This is a genomic window from Pseudooceanicola sp. (assembly GCF_029213205.1).
GTDB lineage: Bacteria > Pseudomonadota > Alphaproteobacteria > Rhodobacterales > Rhodobacteraceae > Pseudooceanicola.
On record NZ_JARGNH010000006.1, the window covers coordinates 46,780 to 65,794 of the forward strand.

The 19,015-nt window shown below is 61.9% G+C and carries 20 protein-coding genes and 1 pseudogene; 16 read left to right on the forward strand and 5 right to left on the reverse strand.

Annotation, left to right across the window (positions count from 1 at the left end; all coding sequences use genetic code 11):
• Positions 1-13: 13 nt before the first annotated feature.
• Positions 14-628 carry a TetR/AcrR family transcriptional regulator gene (locus P1U48_RS06730; RefSeq protein WP_301068173.1) on the reverse strand — a complete coding sequence of 205 codons (615 nt, stop codon included), beginning with the start codon at positions 626-628 and terminating at the stop codon, positions 14-16.
• 328 nt (positions 629-956) lie between these two features.
• Between P1U48_RS06730 and dctP (P1U48_RS06735) the strand changes: the two genes are divergently transcribed.
• Positions 957-2,000, forward strand: a complete 1,044-nt coding sequence (gene dctP, locus P1U48_RS06735) for a TRAP transporter substrate-binding protein DctP (protein WP_301068174.1) — start codon at positions 957-959, stop codon at positions 1,998-2,000.
• Between the two features lie 52 nt (positions 2,001-2,052).
• Here the strand turns inward: dctP (P1U48_RS06735) and P1U48_RS06740 are convergent, their stop codons facing one another.
• On the reverse strand, positions 2,053-2,436 hold the full coding sequence (locus tag P1U48_RS06740; RefSeq protein WP_301068175.1) for a TetR/AcrR family transcriptional regulator: 384 nt from the start codon (positions 2,434-2,436) through the stop codon (positions 2,053-2,055).
• A 297-nt stretch (positions 2,437-2,733) separates the two neighbouring features.
• Here P1U48_RS06740 and dctP (P1U48_RS06745) point away from each other — a divergent pair, with 297 nt between their 5' ends.
• From dctP (P1U48_RS06745) to P1U48_RS06770, 7 genes and pseudogenes are all read left to right on the forward strand, one after another.
• Positions 2,734-3,777, forward strand: a complete 1,044-nt coding sequence (gene dctP, locus P1U48_RS06745) for a TRAP transporter substrate-binding protein DctP (RefSeq protein WP_301068176.1) — start codon at positions 2,734-2,736, stop codon at positions 3,775-3,777.
• 140 nt (positions 3,778-3,917) lie between these two features.
• The gene (locus P1U48_RS06750) at positions 3,918-4,490 is read left to right on the forward strand and encodes a TRAP transporter small permease subunit (protein WP_301068177.1); all 573 of its coding nucleotides are present in this window, start codon (positions 3,918-3,920) and stop codon (positions 4,488-4,490) included.
• Positions 4,487-5,800 (forward strand): TRAP transporter large permease subunit, encoded by a 1,314-nt coding sequence (locus P1U48_RS06755; protein WP_301068178.1) that lies wholly within the window; start codon positions 4,487-4,489, stop codon positions 5,798-5,800. Before P1U48_RS06750 ends, P1U48_RS06755 begins: the two co-directional genes overlap by 4 nt.
• A 47-nt stretch (positions 5,801-5,847) precedes the next feature.
• Complete coding sequence (locus tag P1U48_RS06760; protein WP_301068301.1) at positions 5,848-6,054, forward strand: iron-containing alcohol dehydrogenase; 207 nt, start codon at positions 5,848-5,850, stop codon at positions 6,052-6,054.
• Between the two features lie 165 nt (positions 6,055-6,219).
• A pseudogene (locus P1U48_RS18175) lies at positions 6,220-6,573 on the forward strand (iron-containing alcohol dehydrogenase); the annotation flags it as partial.
• 40 nt (positions 6,574-6,613) lie between these two features.
• The gene (locus P1U48_RS06765; RefSeq protein ID WP_301068179.1) at positions 6,614-7,762 is read left to right on the forward strand and encodes an acyl-CoA dehydrogenase family protein; all 1,149 of its coding nucleotides are present in this window, start codon (positions 6,614-6,616) and stop codon (positions 7,760-7,762) included.
• Positions 7,763-7,773: 11 nt separating this feature from the next.
• Entirely contained in the window at positions 7,774-9,900 is a 2,127-nt protein-coding gene (locus P1U48_RS06770; protein ID WP_301068180.1) for an acetate--CoA ligase family protein, read from the forward strand.
• A 160-nt stretch (positions 9,901-10,060) separates the two neighbouring features.
• On the opposite strand, the gene P1U48_RS06775 is transcribed toward P1U48_RS06770, so the two are convergent.
• A complete protein-coding gene (locus P1U48_RS06775) occupies positions 10,061-10,810 on the reverse strand; it encodes an SDR family NAD(P)-dependent oxidoreductase (RefSeq protein ID WP_301068181.1) in 750 nt (249 codons plus the stop codon).
• 153 nt (positions 10,811-10,963) lie between these two features.
• Here P1U48_RS06775 and P1U48_RS06780 point away from each other — a divergent pair, with 153 nt between their 5' ends.
• From P1U48_RS06780 to P1U48_RS06795, 4 genes are read left to right on the forward strand one after another with little or no spacing between them, the layout of a single operon-like run.
• Positions 10,964-11,368: a hypothetical protein gene (locus P1U48_RS06780; RefSeq protein ID WP_301068182.1), complete on the forward strand. Its 405-nt coding sequence runs from the start codon at positions 10,964-10,966 to the stop codon at positions 11,366-11,368.
• A gap of 2 nt (positions 11,369-11,370) precedes the next feature.
• Positions 11,371-12,519 (forward strand): thiolase family protein, encoded by a 1,149-nt coding sequence (locus tag P1U48_RS06785; RefSeq protein ID WP_301068183.1) that lies wholly within the window; start codon positions 11,371-11,373, stop codon positions 12,517-12,519.
• Positions 12,520-12,523: 4 nt separating this feature from the next.
• On the forward strand, positions 12,524-13,321 hold the full coding sequence (locus P1U48_RS06790; RefSeq protein ID WP_301068184.1) for an enoyl-CoA hydratase-related protein: 798 nt from the start codon (positions 12,524-12,526) through the stop codon (positions 13,319-13,321).
• Between the two features lies 1 nt (position 13,322).
• Positions 13,323-14,318 carry a nitronate monooxygenase gene (locus P1U48_RS06795; RefSeq protein WP_301068185.1) on the forward strand — a complete coding sequence of 332 codons (996 nt, stop codon included), beginning with the start codon at positions 13,323-13,325 and terminating at the stop codon, positions 14,316-14,318.
• A 35-nt stretch (positions 14,319-14,353) separates the two neighbouring features.
• Here the strand turns inward: P1U48_RS06795 and P1U48_RS06800 are convergent, their stop codons facing one another.
• Positions 14,354-14,815, reverse strand: a complete 462-nt coding sequence (locus P1U48_RS06800) for a helix-turn-helix domain-containing protein (RefSeq protein ID WP_301068186.1) — start codon at positions 14,813-14,815, stop codon at positions 14,354-14,356.
• Between the two features lie 101 nt (positions 14,816-14,916).
• On the opposite strand from P1U48_RS06800, the gene P1U48_RS06805 reads away from it, so the two are divergent.
• Both P1U48_RS06805 and P1U48_RS06810 read left to right on the forward strand, forming a co-directional pair.
• Positions 14,917-16,305, forward strand: a complete 1,389-nt coding sequence (locus P1U48_RS06805; protein ID WP_301068187.1) for an MATE family efflux transporter — start codon at positions 14,917-14,919, stop codon at positions 16,303-16,305.
• A gap of 88 nt (positions 16,306-16,393) precedes the next feature.
• Complete coding sequence (locus tag P1U48_RS06810; RefSeq protein ID WP_301068188.1) at positions 16,394-16,696, forward strand: alkylphosphonate utilization protein; 303 nt, start codon at positions 16,394-16,396, stop codon at positions 16,694-16,696.
• 438 nt (positions 16,697-17,134) lie between these two features.
• On the opposite strand, the gene rpsU is transcribed toward P1U48_RS06810, so the two are convergent.
• The gene (gene rpsU, locus P1U48_RS06815) at positions 17,135-17,341 is read right to left on the reverse strand and encodes a 30S ribosomal protein S21 (protein WP_008207378.1); all 207 of its coding nucleotides are present in this window, start codon (positions 17,339-17,341) and stop codon (positions 17,135-17,137) included.
• A gap of 110 nt (positions 17,342-17,451) precedes the next feature.
• On the opposite strand from rpsU, the gene P1U48_RS06820 reads away from it, so the two are divergent.
• A complete protein-coding gene (locus P1U48_RS06820) occupies positions 17,452-18,141 on the forward strand; it encodes a COQ9 family protein (RefSeq protein ID WP_301068189.1) in 690 nt (229 codons plus the stop codon).
• Between the two features lie 27 nt (positions 18,142-18,168).
• Positions 18,169-19,014: a neutral zinc metallopeptidase gene (locus tag P1U48_RS06825; RefSeq protein ID WP_301068190.1), complete on the forward strand. Its 846-nt coding sequence runs from the start codon at positions 18,169-18,171 to the stop codon at positions 19,012-19,014.
• Position 19,015 lies beyond the last annotated feature (1 nt).

A 19,015-nucleotide genomic window follows, 5' to 3' on the forward strand; every position in this document is an offset into this window, starting at 1 on the left:
CGGCGCTGGTCTCTCAGCTGCTGCGCTGGGCGATGCCATTCATGAACAGATCGAGGAAATGCGCCGAGACGTCCTGCGGCGACATCGCGTCATCTTCGCTGTGCCAGCGCAGGATCCAGTTCACCGCCCCAAGAAAGAAATTCGAGGTGATGCGCACATCGACCGGGCGCAGATCGCCCTCTTCGATGGCCTTTTCGATCAGCATCCGGGAGTAGCGATCCAGCGCGCGGCGACGATCCAGCAACTCGGCCTGATGGTCCTGGGGCAGGGAGCGGATATTGGCCATGGTGGTATAGGCGCCGCGTTCCTCCATCAGATTTTCCATGAACCGTCGGTAAAGAAGCTGCAGCTTTTCAAAGGCACTGCCATCGGCCTTTTCCGCCTCAAGCCGGGCATTCTGGCCGCAATTATAGGTCAGCTTGATGCATTCATACAGCAGCTGTTCCTTGTTCTTGAAGTAGTAATACAGCGCCGTCTTGGTCACGCCGATTTCGTCGGCGATCTCGTCCAGCGAAGTGGCGTGATAGCCCTTTTCGTTAAAGATTCGGGCCGCGACGCGCAGCGCCGCTCGCCGTTTCATCTCGCGGATTTCTGCCCGCGAAGCGACCGCGCCGTTCCAATTTGCCATGGGTGATCCAATTTTCTTGCGGTGTCCATACTCGACCGCTCTCGCGGCGCGATCAAGGGTCAATATGCGCAGATGCCTTGTAAACCTAAAGGAAACGGTCATCTCGGCTCGAATTTCGAGGGGCAGCGCAGGGATTTTCGACGGACTCTTCTCAGCGCATTCCCATCGGAAGATTTAGTTACGTATGAGTAAAAATAAGTTCTTTCCGGTAATGTAAACCAGTGGTTTCGGTGAGCCAAAAAGGGTTTCGGTGAGCCAAAAAGATTGTATCGTTGAATTGTTCAAGAAGTCCGCCAGGCGCGGACCGTCTTCAGGGAGGAAGAAAGATATGACCAACACTTCGAAAGCCATCAATCGTCGTTCGATGCTGCGCGGCGCGGCGGTGGGCGTCTTGGCTGCCCCGGCACTTGTCGGCAAGGGCATTGCCGCTGGTAAAGTCACCTGGCGTATCCAGTCGCATTGGCCGAAAGCCTCGGCGTCGTTCGAGGGCAGCCTGGTTGTTATGACCAAGCAGATCACCGAGGCAACCGAAGGCGCGTTCCAGTTCGAACTCTTCGGCGCTGGCGAATTCGCCAAGGGCCCGGATATCTACAACCTGATTCGCAAGGGTGTGGTTCCGATGGGCACTGCCTCGGGGTCCTATTTTCAGGACAAGGCCCAGGCCGCTTCCTTTGTCTACGGCATCCCCGGCGCATTGCGCGAAAGCTGGGAAATGCAATACGCCGTCAAGCTTGGCGGGCTCGAAGACCTGGTCAACGAAGAGCTGATCCCTGACGGTGTCATCCTCAAGAGCGACAAGGTTCTTCCGACCGAATTCGTGCTGTCGAAAAAGATCAACAGCGCGGCCGACTTTCAGGGCGTCAAAATCCGGTCCTCGGGCAGCATGCTTGACTATCTCAAGGCCGCAGGCGCGGCACCGCAATACATCCCGGGTTCGGAGCTGTACCAGGCGCTCAGCTCGGGCGTGGTCGACGGGGCTCATTGGGGCGCGGCCACCGGTGCCAAGTCGATGTCGCTGTGGGAGGTCTGTAAATACCACTACAAACCGGGGCTGGGTCTCACCACCGACAGCTACATCATGAACGTCAAGCAATACGAAGCGCTTGAGGACGATCTGCGCGGCGTGCTGGACACCGCCTGTGAGACTCGCTTCTACGAGCGGTCTTTGGAATATCAGCTGGGTGAGGCACAGTCGCTGTCCTGGGGTATTGCCGAAGAGGGCATCGAAGTGGTGCAACTGCCGCAAGACGTGCTGGAAATGCTGGCCGAGGCCTCGACCAAGATCCTTGAAACCGAGGGTCAGAAGGGTGAGATCGCGGCGCGGGCTGCGGGCATCTATACTTCGCTCATGAAAGACCTCGGCTACGCCTGATCCGCGAAGCTGACGATCTCTGGCGGTGCGGCCCTGACGGCCGCACTGTCGTTTACCAGCAATTCGGCGAACCATACGGGCGGTCTGGGTGCGCGGGCCGCGTCAATCGTTTTGCGGTCCAGGGCGCGGAGATATTGGCCATGGTGGTATAGGCGCCGCGTTCCTCCATCAGGTTTTCCATGAACCGTCGGTAAAGAAGCTGCAGCTTTTCAAAGGCACTGCCATCGGCCTTTTCCGCCTCAAGCCGGGCATTCTGGCCGCAATTATAGGTCAGCTTGATGCATTCATACAGCAGCTGTTCTTTGTTCTTGAAGTCGTGATACAGCGCCGTCTTGGTCACGCCGATTTCGTCCAGCGAAGTGGCGCGATAGCCCTTTTCGTCAAAGATTCGGGCCGCGACGCGCAGTACCGCTCCAATTCGCCATGGGTGATCCAAATTTCTTGCGGCGGCATGGCCCCACCGCTCTCACCGCGCGATCAAGGGTCAATATGCGCAGATGCCTTGTAAACCTAAGGAAAATGGTCATCTCGGCTCGAATTTCGAGGGGCAGCGCAGGGATTTCCGACGGAATCCCCTCGGCGCATTCCCAGCGGCAGATTTATTTACGGATGAGTAAAAATAGGTTCTCTCCGGTAGTGTAAACCGGTGGTTTCGGTGACCCAAAAAGATTGTATTGTTGAATTGTTCAAGAAGTCCGCCAGGCGCGGACCGTCTTCAGGGAGGAAGGAAGATATGACCAACACTTCGAAAGCCATCAATCGTCGTTCGATGCTGCGCGGCGCGGCGGTGGGCGTCTTGGCTGCCCCGGCACTTGTCGGCAAGGGCATTGCCGCTGGTAAAGTCACCTGGCGTATCCAGTCGCATTGGCCGAAAGCCTCGGCGTCGTTCGAGGGCAGCCTGGTTGTTATGACCAAGCAGATCACCGAGGCAACCGAAGGCGCGTTCCAGTTCGAACTCTTCGGCGCTGGCGAATTCGCCAAGGGCCCGGATATCTACAACCTGATTCGCAAGGGTGTGGTTCCGATGGGCACTGCCTCGGGGTCCTATTTTCAGGACAAGGCCCAGGCCGCTTCCTTTGTCTACGGCATCCCCGGCGCATTGCGCGAAAGCTGGGAAATGCAATACGCCGTCAAGCTTGGCGGGCTCGAAGACCTGGTCAACGAAGAGCTGATCCCTGACGGTGTCATCCTCAAGAGCGACAAGGTTCTTCCGACCGAATTCGTGCTGTCGAAAAAGATCAACAGCGCGGCCGACTTTCAGGGCGTCAAAATCCGGTCCTCGGGCAGCATGCTTGACTATCTCAAGGCCGCAGGCGCGGCACCGCAATACATCCCGGGTTCGGAGCTGTACCAGGCGCTCAGCTCGGGCGTGGTCGACGGGGCTCATTGGGGCGCGGCCACCGGTGCCAAGTCGATGTCGCTGTGGGAGGTCTGTAAATACCACTACAAACCGGGGCTGGGTCTCACCACCGACAGCTACATCATGAACGTCAAGCAATACGAAGCGCTTGAGGACGATCTGCGCGGCGTGCTGGACACCGCCTGTGAGACTCGCTTCTACGAGCGGTCTTTGGAATATCAGCTGGGTGAGGCACAGTCGCTGTCCTGGGGTATTGCCGAAGAGGGCATCGAAGTGGTGCAACTGCCGCAAGACGTGCTGGAAATGCTGGCCGAGGCCTCGACCAAGATCCTTGAAACCGAGGGTCAGAAGGGTGAGATCGCGGCGCGGGCTGCGGGCGTCTATACTTCGCTCATGAAAGACCTCGGCTACGTCTGATCCGCGAAGCTGACGCTCTCTGGCGGTGCGGCCCTGACGGCCGCACCGTCGTTTACCAGCAATTCGGCGAACAATACGGGCAGTCTGGGTGAGCAGGCTGCGTCAATCGTGTATCGCCGCAAGGGTAAGGGGTACCCCCTATGCTTAAACTCGCGCGGGCCATAACCGGCCTCAACATGTGGATCGGGAAGTGGGTGTCGCTCGCCGTTCTGGTCCTGTTTGCATTTCTGCTGGCCGATGTGGTCATGCGGTATCTCGTCGGACAGCCGACGATCTGGACGGCGGAGCTCGCCACCCTGATCTTCGGGGTCTATGCGATCATCGGCGGCGGCTACCTGTTGGCCGAGCGCGGTCATGTCAATGTCGACATCATCTACGGGGCGTTCTCGCGCCGCCGGAAATCGATGCTCGATATCCTGACCTTCCCGCTGTTCCTGATGTTTGTCTGTGTTCTTCTGTGGCAGGGCTATGATCTGGCGTCGGAATCCCTGGCCGATGCGGAAACATCGAACTCGATCTGGAAGCCCTATCTCTGGCCAACCAAGATCTTCATACCGATCGCGGCGACCCTGTTGCTGTTGCAGGGCTTTGTGCGGCTCTGGTCCGATATCCGGGTGCTGCGTGGGAAACCGATTCCCGAAGATGTGTTCGGCACGCCTGCCGCCGAGGAAACCAGTGCTGAAATGGCCGCTGCCGGGGAGATCCAGGAATGAGCGTCGAACTTTTAACCCTGCTGTTTTTCGGGGCCCTGCTGCTGTTCGTGATGCTGGGGACGCCGCTGGCCTTTGTGCTGGGCGGCATCTCGGTGGTCTTTCTCTATTTCGAGATGGGGTCGATCGGGTTTTACCTGTTGGCGTCCAAGATGTGGGAATCAATGTCGAATCCGACATTGATGGCGATACCTCTCTTCGTCTTCATGGCCATCCTGCTGGAGAAATCCGGCGTCGCCAACGATCTCTATGAGATGATGCATGTCTGGTTCGGCGGGCTGCGCGGTGGTCTGGCCATCGGCACCGTGCTGATCTGTGTGATCTTTGCCGCCATGTCGGGGATTTCCGGGGCGGCGGTGGTCACCATGGGGACCATTGCCCTGCCCAAGATGCTGGAGCGGGGATATGACAAGAAGATGGCCTTGGGAGCCATCAATGCCGGCGGCGGCTGGGGCATCCTGATTCCGCCGTCGATCCTGATGGTGCTCTATGCAATGCTGACCGAAGTCTCGGTGGGCCGGCTCTTTGCCGGTGGTGTCGGACCTGGGCTGACATTGTTCGTGCTGGTGTCGATCTATATCGGCGGGCGCTGCTGGTTGCAGCCGAATATGGGCCCGGCTCTGCCGAAAGAGGAACGCGCCGGTTGGGGGCCAAAGCTGCGCTCGCTGAAGGCGGTGATCTTGCCGATCATGATCGTGACCATCGTCCTGGGCGCGATCTTTGGCGGCTTTGCCACCCCGACCGAGGCGGCGGCGATCGGCGTCTTTGGCGCCATGTTCGCCACCACGGTGAACCGGCAGCTGAACTGGAAGGTGATCCACGAGGCCTCGATCGCGACACTGAAACTGGCGGCGCTGATCATGTGGATCCTGTTCGCAGCACATGCGTTTTCGACCGCCTATACGGCGCTTGGCGCACAAAGCCTGATCCAGGACCTGATGGCCTATATCCCGGGCGGAAAATGGGGCTCGCTGACCTTCATGCTGGCGGTGCTGTTCTTGTTTGGGATGGTGTTGGATCCGGTCGGCATCATGCTGATCACCCTGCCGGTGTTCCTGCCGGTGGTGAAGGCGGCAGGGTTCGATCCGGTCTGGTTCGGTATCCTGTTCATCATCATGATGGAGGTGGGGTATATGACCCCGCCCTTCGGCTTCAACCTGTTTTACCTCAAGGGGGTTTCACCTGCGGGGGTTACCATGGGCGACATCTATGCCTCGGTGCTCCCCTACGTCTTGGTCACCTTGATCGGGGTGCTGTTGATCATCCTGTTCCCGGGCATCGCCCTTTATCTGCCAAACCTGTTCTATAATTAGGAAATGCCAAGGCACGCCTCTTTCGCATCCGATCACCCTCAACAGGCCTGGCTAAGGTCAGGGTGTTGACGCGGATCGAGGCGGCCTTGGACAAGGCAGAGGGTGGGCGTGATGTCTGTGATCGCGTCGATCTCAACCCGACGACCAAGAAACTGCCAGAGGCCCGGGATTCCTGGGCCTCTGGCAATTGTGACGCGCTGATCGCGCTGGCTGGCGGGTTGTCCAACGACACCGCCAAGGGTGCGATGGCCTAAAGTCTGACCGGCAAGGATGCCTTTGCCCGTTTCCAGAACGATGTGTGGGTGCCGATGTGCGGGCGCCGCCGTTCGATGCGATTCCGACGACCGTGTCGATGGGCACGGACTTGACACGTCTCTGCTTGCAGGCCTGACCGCCTCGACCGGGTTCGAGCGTTTTGCTATGCCATCGACGCCTATGCCAACAACCAGGTGAAACCGGTGGCCAATGAACTCGCCCTCGCCTCGATGCGCAATGCCATTGAAGACCTGGAACGTGCCGTCACCGATGGCAGCGACCTTGAGGCGCGCACCGGTGTGAGGCTGTCAAGCTGTCTCGGCGGGGTCTGCATCGGGCAGAATGGGGTGGATGGACTCCACATTCTTCGCGCGCCGATTGATTTGACGTCGCAATGCGCTCGCAGAGCGGATGCCCCGGCCGCATCGCCAGTTGCGGGCTCTCGGGCGATAACCTTCCCCGCTCGACGGACATGGCGCTGCGGACACAAGCAACGCCTCGCACCAGCCGCGACATGAATTCCAAACAAATCTCCCAACTTTATGAGGCCCTGCTCTGATGTCTGCTTATCTCGATCCCGAACAAAAAATCCTGAAAGAGCAGGTTGACCGGTGGCTGGCGGAAAACGTCACCCCGATCATCAACAAGCATGAAAAGGACTGCACCTTTCCCTTCGAAATCCTCGATGAGCTGAAAAACTTTGGCTATCTCGGTGGCAAGATCCCCGAGGCGGATGGCGGTTTCGACCTGCCCTACACCACCTGGGGCATGTTGATGGAAAGCGCCGGATATTGCTGGGGCAGCCTGCGCACGATCGTCAACATCACCAATGGCACGATCCAGAAACTCAGCCGTTTCGGCACGCCCGATCAGAAAGAGCGGTTTCTGAAGCCAATGCTGCAAAACAAGCTGAAAAGCTGCACCGGCCTCAGCGAGCCGAATGTCGGCTCTGACGTGCGCGGCATCGAATGCCGGGCGGTTAAGAAGGGTGATCACTATGTCATCACCGGACGCAAGCTGTGGATCACCAACGGCATCAATGCCGACATTTGCCAGGTCGTCGCGCGCACCTATTCCGACGAATGCGATGGCGAACTGTCCACATTTATCGTCGAAAAGGGCATGCCGGGCTATTCGGCCAAGCGGGTTGAAAAGCTGGTGCTGCGCCCGACCGGCACCTCGGAGCTGGAATTCGACAATGTGAAAGTGCCGGTCGAAAACCGGTTGGGCCCCGAGGGCAAGGCGCTGTCCGGCACCCTGGCCGGGCTGAACACCGCGCGGGTCAACATCGCCATGGGGGCGGTCGGGGCCGCGCAATCGGCGCTCGATCTGTCGATTGAATACGCCAAGACCCGCAGCCAGTTCGGCAAGTTGATTGGCGAACACCAGCTGGTGCAGAAATACATTGTCGACATGACGATCCGGGTGAAGGCGGCGCGGGCGCTGTCCTACACCGCCGCCCAGGCGCTGGACCGGGGCGAAGAGGCGCGCGAGGATTGCTCGATTGCCAAGCTCTATGCCACCAAGGCCGCCTTTGAGGTCGCCGATATGGCGCTGCAGGTGCATGGCGGGCTGGGCTATGCCGTCGGCTATCCGATCGAGCGGATCTTCCGTGACACCAAAGGGGGCATGATCCCCGAAGGCACTGTCGAGGTGCAAACGCTGATTGCTGGCCGCGAGATCCTCGGCCTGAATGCAATCACCTGAGGAAAAATCAAATGACTGATCATTTTGAACCTTACCAGTTCCAAGATCTGACTCCGCTGTTCAATCCGAAAAGCATCGCCGTGGTCGGTGCCTCGGGCAAGGAACATTCCATCGGCAACCACACCTTCAAGAACATCGTCGAATATTCGAAGTTCGAAGGCACGCTTTACCCGGTGAACCCGAAACAGCGTGAGGTGATGGGGCTGAAGGCCTATCCCGATATCGCCTCGCTGCCCGAAGCCGTCGATGTGGTGGTCATCGTGGTGCCCGCGCAATTTGTGCGCGAGGCGCTTGAACAGGCGGGCGTCAAGGGTTGCGGCTTTGCCGTCATTCTGACCAGCGGCTTTTCCGAGGCCGACGCGTGGGGTATCGCGGAAGAGGCCAAGCTGGTCGAGATCTCCAAACGCACCGGCATCCGTATTTACGGGCCGAACTGCCCCGGTCTGGTGAATCTGAACGTGCCCTTGGGCATGTCGTTCAGCCCCGCCTACAAGGGCGACATCACCCCAGGCTCCATCGCGCTGGCGACCCAAGGCGGTGGCTTGGGCCGCAACATGATGCAGCACAATTACCGTGGGCTTGGGTTTTCGGCCTGGTCGTCTTCGGGCAATGAATGCGACCTGCAAGTTGCTGATTTCGTGTATCACTTCGCGCTCGACCCCGAATGCAAGGCGATTGCGATCCTGGTCGAGGGGTTCAAGGACGGCCCGCGTTTCGCCGCCGCCGCCGCCAAGGCCGCCGAGATGGGCAAACCGATCATCGGGTTGAAGGTGGGCCGGTCCGAATATGGCGCCAAGGCCGCGCAATCGCACACCGCCTCAATCACCGGTTCGGCCGAGGTCAACTCGACGGTGTTTCAGCAGCTCGGGGTCATCGAGGTTGATGATCTGGACGAGGCGATGGATGTCGCCATGCTGTTCACCCGCAAACAGCCGACCGGCAATGAAAAGGTCGCGGTGTTTGCCTCCTCCGGCGGCGCGGCATCGCTCTGCGCGGATAATGTCGGCACCGCCGGGCTGACCCTGTCGGAATTCACCCCTGAGACCACGGCGAAACTGGCCGAGACCCTGCCAAGCTTTGCCAATATCTCTAATCCGATCGACACCACCTCGATCTCGATCAGCCATCCACAGGCGCTGCTTGCCAGCCTGGTTGTCTGCGCCAGTGACGCCAACACCGATCTGGTGCTGGCGCCAATCCCGATGGATTACGGGATCTATACGGAAAACAACGCCAAGAACTTCAAGAAAGCGCAGGATACGACCGACACCCCGATCGTGCCGATCTGGTTCTCGGAAAAGACCGGTGCCGGCTATTTCGAACTGGCGCGCTCTGGCTTGGTCCCATTCCGCAGCCTGCGCAACATGGGCAAGGCGGTCCGGCGCTGGATCGACTACGGCCAGTATCTGTCGACCCGCGACAAGGGCTGGCAGCCGCTGATCGTCGAAACCGGCGTGGCGGGTGAGGCGGCCCAGACCCGCAGCCTGACCGAGGCCGAGGGCAAGGCGGAACTCGCCGCCGCCGACGTGCCCGTCACCGCGCCCGAGGTTGCCGCGACCAAGGCCGAGGCGGCCACGATCGCTGCCCAGATGGGCCGCCCGCTGGCGATGAAGATCGTCAGCGCCCAGATCACCCACAAATCCGATGTTGGCGGCGTGATGCTGAACGTCGCACCCGACAACGCGGGCGCTGCATTTGACACCATCATGTCGAATGCGGCCAAAGCCGCGCCCGGCGCCACCTTGGACGGTATATTGCTGGAGCCGATGGCGCCGGCGGGCGGAGTTGAGGCCTTTGTCGGCGTCGCCCGTGATCCGGTGTTCGGCCATGTGATGACGTTTGGTCTGGGCGGTATCTATGTCGAGATGTTCCAGGACGTGACCCGCGCCATGCTGCCGGTGTCCCAGACGCAGGCCAAGGCGATGATCGCCAAGTTGAAATCCGCGAAGCTTCTCACCGGTTATCGCGGTCAGCCGCCGCGTGATCTGGATGCGCTCGCCCTGCTGGTGGCAAAAGTGTCCGATTACGTGGCGGCGAATGCCGGTCGGATCGAAGAGCTGGACATCAACCCGGTCTGGGTCGGCGCCGCGGGTGAAGGCGCGCAGGCGCTGGACGCCGTGGTGGTGGTCCGGGCATGATGGCAGCGCATCTATGACGAAGCTGGCGCCGACGACATCACCAGCCAGCAGCCAGCGCCAGATCGCGCTGGTGCCCCCCGCCTGTGCGGTCTTTGCCACCGCCGATGGCGGCGCGGCCTCAGCGGCCACCATTGACCGGTCTTCTGTTCTTGGCGATGGCTTAGCGGCCACCGCTGACATGGATCGTCTGCGCGGTGATGAAATCGGCCAGCCCGGAACAGAAATAGAGGATCGTCTTGGCAACATCGACCTCGTTGCCAAGGCGCGGCAGCGGGGTCAGCGCCAGACTGCGCTGTTCCAGCTTGGCGAAATCCGGGCGCGCCCGCAGGCGCGGCGTCGCGATCAGTCCCGGCGCCACCGCATTGACGGTGATGTTGAACCCGCCCGCCTCGCGCGCCAGCGCATTGGTCAGCCCGATCAGCCCGGCCTTGGCCGAGGAATAATTGGTCTGCCCCTTGTTGCCGAGATAGGCCATCGACGAGGTGTTGACGATCCGGCCCCAGCCGCGCCCCATCATCCCCGGCAGCACCGCGCGGCAGCAATGGAACGTGCCTTTGAGCACGGTGTCATGGACATCGTCCCAATCGTCCTCGGCCATCTTCACCATGTATTTGTCGCGGCTGAACCCGGCGTTGTTGATCAGCACGTCGACCGGGCCAAGCTCAGCGGTGACCGCATCAAAGGCGGCGGCAACGCTGGCCTTGTTGGTCACGTCGCAGGTGATGATGGCGACCGCGGCCCCCGGCACTTCGCCTTCGATCCAGGCCTTGGCATCCGCCGCCGCATCGAGGTTGAGGTCCAAAAGCGCCACTGCGGCACCTTCAGCGGCCAGCAGCTTTGCGGTGGTGCGTCCGATGGCGCCACCGCCGCCGGTCACAGCCGCGACGCGGCCGGTGAGACCCAGATCCATGTTTGCCTCCCTGACAAAATTTTTACTGTTCGGACAGCAGATTGCCATTTCGCCATGGCAAGAGCAAGAAATTCGATTGTGGATATGGGGGATCAATTTTACTATCCGGTAAGTGAAAGGCGCTGAGACAGGGCGCTAAGGAAGGAAAGTACGATGGAATTGGAAAAACCCGACCTCTTTAGCCTGTCGTCGGACGGCGGCCTGCTGGACCTGCGCGGCGGGCGCTGCGGTGCCTGCGGCGATCTGAACTTCCCGTTCGGCCCCTATGGCTGCACTGCCTGTGGCGCCGAACCGGACCGGATGAGCGAAGAGGTGATGCCGGGCCGCGCCCAATTGCTGACCTTCATCACCATCCATCAGAAACTCGCCCCCGGCATCGTGCCGCCCTGTGTGGTCGGTGAGGCGCGTCTCGCCAACGGGTCGATCCAGGAGGTCATGCTGCATGGCGCTGAGGATCAGTATCGCGATGAGATGATGCTTCAGGCGATCCCGGTCGAAACCAAACGCGGCGAGGATGTTGTGATCGCCTGCCGCTTTGCCCCGGCCAAGGAGGCGTGAAAATGACCGCAACGCTCAAGGATCTGCGCCCCGTCTACGTCGTCGGCGTCGGTATGCACCGCTACCAGTTCGCCAGCGACACCCCCTATATCACCCTCGGGCTGACCGCGGTGCGCCGGGCGCTGGCCGATGCCGGGATCGACTTTCCTGCCGTCGAAAGCGCCTATGTCGGCTGCACCGGCATCGGACTGGCCGCCGGGCGGATCATGTTCAACCATCTGGGCAGCACCGGCCTGGGCGTGACGCAAGTCGAAAACGCCTCGGCCTCCGGTTCCTCAGCGTTCCAGCTGGCCTGTTTCGAGGTCGCCGCAGGGCTCAAGGATTGCGCCATTGCCGTTGGCGTCGACAAATACGGCGATCAGCTGCGCGCGGTGAACAAGGAAGGGGTGAGCAAGCTCTCTGACACGGCCAACATCCCGCTGATCCGCTATGCGATCATGGCCGAGCATCTGAAAAAGGCGAAGGGCCTCAGCCAGGAGGATCTGGCACTGGTCGCGTCCAAGAACCACACCAACGGCGCCACCAATCCGTTCGCCCAGTTCCAGAAGCCGCGCAGTGTCGAGGATATCCTGAAATCAACGCTGGTTGCGGGCACCACCACCTCGCTGATGTGCACCCCGCGCGGCGAGGGCGGCGCGGCGGCGATCATCTGTTCCGAGGCGGGGATCAAGCGGCTTGGCATTTCCGGCGCCAAACCGATCCGCATTCTGAGCTCGGTTCTGCTGTCGGAGAAACCACAGGTGGGCCGCGAATTGCCCTCGGTCACCGTGGCGCAAACTGTGGCGGAGCAGGCCTATGCCGAGGCCGGGATCACCTCGGGTGACCTCGATTGCGTCGAATTGCACGATGCCTTTGCGATTGAGGAAATTCTTTACACCGAAACCTTTGGCCTGGCGCCCAAGGGCGAGGGGCAGCTGTTCCTGCGCGATGGCGGCAGTGCCATCGGCGGAAAATGCAGTGTCAACTCCAGCGGCGGGCTGATCGCCCAGGGCCATCCGCTCGGCCCGACCGGGATCGGCCAGATCCACGAGATCGTCAAACAGCTGCGCCACGACAATGGCGACCGCCAGCAGCCGGACGCAAAGACCGGCATGGCCCATATGATCGGGCTTGGCACCATTTCGATCGCGCATGTTTTCCAGAGGGATTGAATCGATGCCAGAATATGAAACCCTGATCTATGACAAGGCCGACAATGGCGTCGTCACCATCACCCTGAACCGTCCCGACCGGATGAACACCCTGGGCGGCACGATGAAGCCAGACCTTTACGACGCGTTCCAGAACCAGATGCTGAACGATCGCAATGTGCGGTGCGTGATCATCACCGGAGCGGGCGAACGGGCGTTCTGTGCGGGCGCCGATATCAAGGAGCGCGCCGGCAATCGGCCGCCACGCGCCGAATATTACGCCAAACAGAAATTCACCCATGACCTGACCCGGCTGATCGAGGATTTTGAACGGCCCGTCATCGCCGCAATCAACGGTGTTGCCCTGGGTGGCGGTATGGAAATCGCGCTCTGCGCCGATATCCGCATTGCCGCCGACCATGCCAAGATGGGCCTGCCCGAGGTCAAGCTGGGGGTTCTGCCTGCCGCTGGCGGCACCCAGCGGATGCCGCGCCTGATCGGTGCGCCGCTGGCCAAGGAACTGATGTTCACCGGCCGCCACATCACCGCGGATGAGGCGCTGGCCTATGGCATCGTCAACCGCGTGGTGCCGATGGCCGATCTGATGAGCAATGCCCGTGCATTGGCCGACGACATCGCCGCGCAGCCGCCGCTGTCGGTCGCCTTCATCAAGCAGACGATCAACAAGGGGCTGCAGGTCGGGCTGGAAGAGGGGCTGGAATACGAACGCCTCGGCGCCGCGATGATCATGGACAGCGAAGACCGCAAGGAGGGCATGGCCGCCTTCCTGGAAAAACGTAAACCCGTGTTCAAAGGTGAATAACATGCACCCGCCAGTCTTTCGCACCCGCCTGACCGAGATGTTCGGGATGCCGCATCCGCTGTTCGTCGGTGGCATGATGGGCCATTCCCGCGCCAAATTCGTCGCCGCCTGCGCGCGGTCCGGGGCCATGGCCTTCATGACCCCGAAGAGCTTTGCCTCGCCCGAAGCATTTGGCGAGGCATTGGCGGAATGCATCGACCTGGCCGATGGTCACCCGGTCGGGGTCAATTTCTCGATCTCGCGGTTTCACAGCAACGAGGTCAATGACGCCTGTTTCGAAATCGCCCGGGCTGCGGGCGTCACCCGATTTGAAACCGCCGGCAATCACCCCGGCGAGATGATCCCGAGGATTCACGATGCCGGTGGGGTGGTGATCCACAAATCGACCCAGGTCCGTCATGCGCTGAAAGCGGCGGAAGATGGTGTCGATGCGCTGATCGTCGTCGGCATGGAGGCCGGGGGGCACCCCGGGATCAACCCGCATCCCGGTCATATCCTGCTTTCCAACCTGTTGCCGCAGGTCGATATCCCGGTGGCCCTGGGTGGCGGGCTCGGCACCGGGCGGCAGCTTTGCGGGGCTTTGGCCCAGGGGGCCGATGCGGCGTTGATCGCCACCCGGTTTCTCACCTCGTCGGAAATCGAGGTGCATGACAATTACAAGACGCGGATGGCCGAGGCCGGGATGGATGATTCCTTGGCCGTGCTGCATTCGCTGAAAGATACCTGGCGGGTGCTGCGCAACAAGACTTCGGAATGGGTGGCGCAAAAGGAAGCCGATCTGGCAGGCAAGGCCAGCCGCGATGATTTCGGTGAGGTTCTGATGGGCAATTACGCCCGGGAAAACGCCTATAAGGCCGGCGATATGGACAAGGGGCTGATGTCCTGTTCCGCCGCCATCGCCCATGCCGACAAGGTGCAAAGCGCCTCCGAGATTGTCGATACGCTGATGGCCGAGGCCCGGGCCGCATCATTGGCGATGCAGGCCCGCACGCTATGAGCGTCGTTTGCCTCGCGCCGGGATCAAACCCTGGATCAGAGCGGCTTGTCAGCGCCCTGCGCCCGTGCGGCGCGGACATGGCGTGAGTCGATGGGAACCTGTGAGCCGCGATCAACCAGCACCGGGTCAAGCAGCGCATTGGTTTCGCGGTCGTGGAACCGATAGGGCGGGGTGCCGTCATGCGGCTGATAGGTTTCGGCCCATTGGATCAGCGACACCATCACCGGATAGAGCGCGCGGCCCTTTTCGGTCAGCCGGTATTCAAAGCGTGGCGGCGCGGTACTGTATTGCTGGCGCTCCAGCACCCCGGTGCTTTCCAGTCGCTTCAACCGGTCGGCCAGCACATGCCGGGTGATTTTCAGGCTGGCGTGGATATCGTCAAAGCGGCGCAGCCCGCGAAAGCAATCGCGCAGCACCAGCAGCGTCCAGCGGTCGCCAACCACGGATAATCCGCGGGCCACCGGGCAGGGTTCGTTTTCCAGATCACTCCAACGCATGGCCCATGGTAGCGCCTCGAGTGAGTTCCGAAAAGGAATTTCCTTGCCATGAGTTCCGAAACGGAACTAACTTGGGTGAAAACGGGACAAGGGGCGCGGACATGACAGCTGAGACGAAGGGTGCCAAGCGCCGGCAGAGGGCTGAGGCGATGCTGCACGGGCCGGTCACCGCCACCGTCGCGCGGATGGCAGCGCCGAATGTGATTGGCATGATTGCGACGGTGCTGATCAGCGTTGCCGAGGCGACCTGGGCGGCGCAGCTGGGGCTTGAGGCGCTGGCGACCGTGGCGCTGGTGTTTCCCTTCGTGATGCTGACCCAGACCCTGGCCGGGGGGGCTTTTGGCGGTGCCACCTCGGCCGCCGTCGCCCGCGCCCTTGGCGCCGGTGATGAGGTGCGGGCCGGGCGCATCGCCTTGCACGCGTTGATGATTGCGGTGCTGGCCGGTGCGACGCTGGCGGTGCTGTTTCTGAGCGCGGGCGAGGCGATCTTTCGTTTGCTCGGCGGGCGCGGCGCGATGCTGAGCCTGGCGCTGGCCTGGGGCGCGGTCTATTTTCCCGGCGCGGCGCTGGTCTGGCTGTCGCAAATCGCCTCGTCAGTGATCCGCGGCACCGGCAATATGCTGCTGCCGGCGTTCAGCCTGGTGATGATCTCGATCCTCTCGGCCAGTTTTTCCGGCGCCTTTGCCCTGGGCTGGGGCCCGTTTCCGGCGCTGGGCGTGCCAGGGCTGGCGCTGGGCTTCTTGACCGGTCATGGCGTCACCGCATTGGCGATCATGATCTATTTCGCCCGGGGTGGGCTGGGTTTTTCGGTGTTCGTCAATCTGCGCCCGGCGCGGGCGTTCTTTGCGCCGATCCTCAAGGTGGCGCTGGTCGCCGCCCTATCGCCGGTGCAAACCATCCTCACCACCCTGGTGGTCACCGCCTTTGTCGCCCGGTACGGGGCCGAGGCGCTGGCCGGTTACGGGCTGGGCGCGCGGCTGGAGTTCCTGATGATCCCGGTCAGCTTTGGCTTTGGTTCGGCCGCAACGGCAATGGTCGGAACCAATATCGGCGCCGGAAACATCGCCCGGGCCCGGCGCATCGCCTGGACCGCCGCCGGGATGGCTGCCGCCTGTGTCGCGGTGATCGGCATCACCGCCGCGCTGGCGCCGAACCTGTGGCTGGGGCTGGTGCTCGAGACAAGCAGCGGCGGCGTGCATGAGGTCGCCTTGGGCTATCTCAGGACCGTGGCGCCGTTCTACGGGTTTCTTGGCCTCGGCCTGGCACTTTACTTCGCTTCGCAGGGGGCAGGGCAGGTGATCTGGCCGGTGCTGGCCGCCAGCGCCCGGCTGATGATCGTGGTGGCCGGTGGCCTTGCCGTGGTGGCCTTGGGCCTGCCGCTGTCCTGGCTCTATGCCGTCATCGCGCTGGCGATGCTTGGTTATGGTCTGCTGACCGCCCTGGCGGTGCTGAAGGCCAATTGGGCGCCGCCTCCGCCCAAGCCGGCATGAGGTCTTCTCGGGGCGTTGGGATTGCATGCCTGGCCCGAACCGGTTACCGCCTTGAGAACAGAAAGAATTGTAGCGGAGACCACCAGTAATGGCCGATCAGGATGATGAATATGTCTATGACGAGGCAACCGGCGAATGGCGCCCGGCCTCGGAACTGGCTGCGGCAGAGGCAAGCAATCTGGTGGTGCGCGACTCCGCTGGGACCGAGCTGGCAGATGGCGACTCCGTCACCCTGATCAAGGATCTGAAGGTGAAGGGCGCCAATCAGACCCTGAAACAGGGCAGCGTGATCAAGTCGATCCGGCTGACGGACAACCCGGAAGAAATCGATTGCCGCCACAACAGCATCAAAGGGCTGGTGCTGCGCACCGAATTCGTGCGCAAGCGCTGACCTGCCTGCCCAGATCAGCCGAACCAGCAGGTTGATCGGCCCGCGAAAGGCAAAGCCGTTCCAGACCACATCAGCGGCCTCGGCCAGTTCCGTATTCGGGAACCGGGCGAACAGCCGCAGCCGCATGATGTCGGTCACCGCCCGGCGCGCCAGATCGGTGCCCTGGCAGAAACGTGGCCCATTGCCGAACCTCTGATGTGGTCGCCCTCGAAACGTCCGCCGTTCGGCCAGATCTCTTCGTCTCGATTGGCCGAAGCCGGGACACAGAGGCAGATCGGATCGGGGCCACCGGCAGAGCCTCGCCCAGGAATTGATATGGGCAAAAACGATATCAGATGAGACTTTCGCGGCGTGCGATCGGGGGGCCGCTGAAACGAAAACCCCCGGGGCCATCGCCCCGGGGGTCATCAAAACTTGAAGTCTGTCCTAAGGAAGCCCTCAGAGCATGCCTTCGCGTTGCGCCTTTTTGCGCGCCAGCTTGCGGGCACGGCGAATCGCTTCGGCTTTCTCGCGCGCTTTTTTCTCGGAGGGTTTCTCGAAATGTTGCTTGAGCTTCATTTCCCGAAACACGCCTTCGCGCTGGAGCTTTTTCTTCAGAGCGCGGAGCGCCTGATCGACATTGTTGTCGCGAACAGAGACCTGCATGTGGTTGTCACCACCTTCCTAGGTTAGAGTTGCAATAGTCTGCAGGAGGTGGCGCTATAGCAGCGCCTGAAATAATTGTCCAGCAGATCGGACCGAGATATGAGGCCGCGATGAGTGATCAATCGACCCCCGCCAAACCCGCAGCCGAGGCGCTGCTCGACGCCGCGTTGTCGCATGTGCCGTTTGACGGCTGGTGCGACGCCACCTTTCAGGCGGCGGCAGCAGATGCCGGTGTCGATCCCGGCCTGGCCCGGGCGCTGTTTCCGCGCGGCGCGGTCGACCTGGCGTTGGCCTTTCATGCCCGTGGCGATGCGGTGATGCTGGCGCGGTTGGCTGAACGCGACCTTGCCGATCTGCGGTTCCGCGACCGGGTCGCGCTGGCGGTGCGGCTGCGGCTTGAGGCGGTCGAGGACAAGGAATTGGTGCGCCGTGGCATGACATTGTTTGCGATGCCGCAGCATGCCGGTGACGGCGCCCGCGCGGTCTGGGGCACCGTCGACACGATCTGGACGGCGCTGGGCGATAGTTCGGATGATGTGAACTGGTATACGAAACGCGCCAGCCTCAGCGGCGTTTATGGCTCGGTCCTGCTCTATTGGCTGGGCGATGACAGCCCGGGCCATCAGGCCACCTGGGAGTTTCTCGACCGGCGCATAAACGATGTGATGCAGATCGAAAAATTCAAGGCGCAGCTGCGCGACAACAAGCTGGCCGCGACGCTTCTGGCCGGGCCGCTGGCTGTGCTGGGGCAGATCCGGGCGCCGCGCGGCAAAGGCGGGTTGCCGGGCCGGACCGGCTGAACCACCAGTTTCACAAAGGATGGGGTCATGCGCCTTAAGGGTGTGCGCCGCAGCAAGAATGTCGAAGATCGCCGCAAGATGCGTGGCGGCGGCGCCGGGATCGGTGGGCTGGGCGTTGGCGGCGTGCTGCTGGTGCTGGCCATCGGCTATTTCACCGGGGTCGATGTCACCCCGTTCCTGACCGACAGCGGCGGCACCGCCGGCGCCCAGGTCGAGGTCGAATTGACCCCGGAAGAGGAGCGCGCCGCCGATTTCACCCTGCGGGTGCTGGCGACCACCGAAACACTCTGGGGGCAGGTGCTGCCGGATCAGGCCGGGATCCGCTATGCTCCGCCGGTGCTGGTGCTCTATTCCGGGGTCACGCAGAGCCCTTGCGGCGACGCCTCGGGCGCCACCGGGCCATTCTATTGTCCGGCGGACAAACGCGCCTATCTCGACACGGCGTTCTTTGCCACCCTGGCCCAACGTCTGGGCGCAAAAGGCGATTTCGCCGCCGCCTATGTGGTGGCGCATGAGGTCGCGCATCATGTGCAGAACGAGCTGGGCATTCTCGGCCAGGTGCATGAGGCGCGCCAGAGCGCCAGTGAAGGCGATGCCAACGCCCTGACCGTGCGTCTGGAACTGCAGGCCGATTGCCTGTCCGGAGTCTGGGCTTCGGGTGTCGACGGGATGCTGGAACCCGGCGATATCGAAGAGGCGCTGAATGCCGCCCGCCAGATCGGCGACGACACCCTGCAACGCAATGCCGGGCGGGTGCCGCAGCCACATACCTTTACCCATGGCACCAGTGCGCAGCGTGCGGGGTGGTTCACCAAGGGCTATGACAGCGGCCAGATCAGCGCCTGCGACACCTTCGCGGCCAAGCGGCTCTGAC

Bases quoted from the DNA above. Each gene is read 5' to 3' on its own strand.
- P1U48_RS06730 (WP_301068173.1), bottom strand. From the start codon at position 628: ATGGCAAATTGGAACGGCGCGGTCGCTTCGCGGGCAGAAATCCGCGAG.
- dctP (WP_301068174.1), top strand. From the start codon at position 957: ATGACCAACACTTCGAAAGCCATCAATCGTCGTTCGATGCTGCGCGGC.
- dctP (WP_301068176.1), top strand. From the start codon at position 2,734: ATGACCAACACTTCGAAAGCCATCAATCGTCGTTCGATGCTGCGCGGC.
- P1U48_RS06750 (WP_301068177.1), top strand. From the start codon at position 3,918: ATGCTTAAACTCGCGCGGGCCATAACCGGCCTCAACATGTGGATCGGG.
- P1U48_RS06755 (WP_301068178.1), top strand. From the start codon at position 4,487: ATGAGCGTCGAACTTTTAACCCTGCTGTTTTTCGGGGCCCTGCTGCTG.
- P1U48_RS06765 (WP_301068179.1), top strand. From the start codon at position 6,614: ATGTCTGCTTATCTCGATCCCGAACAAAAAATCCTGAAAGAGCAGGTT.
- P1U48_RS06770 (WP_301068180.1), top strand. From the start codon at position 7,774: ATGACTGATCATTTTGAACCTTACCAGTTCCAAGATCTGACTCCGCTG.
- P1U48_RS06775 (WP_301068181.1), bottom strand. From the start codon at position 10,810: ATGGATCTGGGTCTCACCGGCCGCGTCGCGGCTGTGACCGGCGGCGGT.
- P1U48_RS06780 (WP_301068182.1), top strand. From the start codon at position 10,964: ATGGAATTGGAAAAACCCGACCTCTTTAGCCTGTCGTCGGACGGCGGC.
- P1U48_RS06785 (WP_301068183.1), top strand. From the start codon at position 11,371: ATGACCGCAACGCTCAAGGATCTGCGCCCCGTCTACGTCGTCGGCGTC.
- P1U48_RS06790 (WP_301068184.1), top strand. From the start codon at position 12,524: ATGCCAGAATATGAAACCCTGATCTATGACAAGGCCGACAATGGCGTC.
- P1U48_RS06795 (WP_301068185.1), top strand. From the start codon at position 13,323: ATGCACCCGCCAGTCTTTCGCACCCGCCTGACCGAGATGTTCGGGATG.
- P1U48_RS06800 (WP_301068186.1), bottom strand. From the start codon at position 14,815: ATGCGTTGGAGTGATCTGGAAAACGAACCCTGCCCGGTGGCCCGCGGA.
- P1U48_RS06805 (WP_301068187.1), top strand. From the start codon at position 14,917: ATGACAGCTGAGACGAAGGGTGCCAAGCGCCGGCAGAGGGCTGAGGCG.
- P1U48_RS06810 (WP_301068188.1), top strand. From the start codon at position 16,394: ATGGCCGATCAGGATGATGAATATGTCTATGACGAGGCAACCGGCGAA.
- rpsU (WP_008207378.1), bottom strand. From the start codon at position 17,341: ATGCAGGTCTCTGTTCGCGACAACAATGTCGATCAGGCGCTCCGCGCT.
- P1U48_RS06820 (WP_301068189.1), top strand. From the start codon at position 17,452: ATGAGTGATCAATCGACCCCCGCCAAACCCGCAGCCGAGGCGCTGCTC.
- P1U48_RS06825 (WP_301068190.1), top strand. From the start codon at position 18,169: ATGCGCCTTAAGGGTGTGCGCCGCAGCAAGAATGTCGAAGATCGCCGC.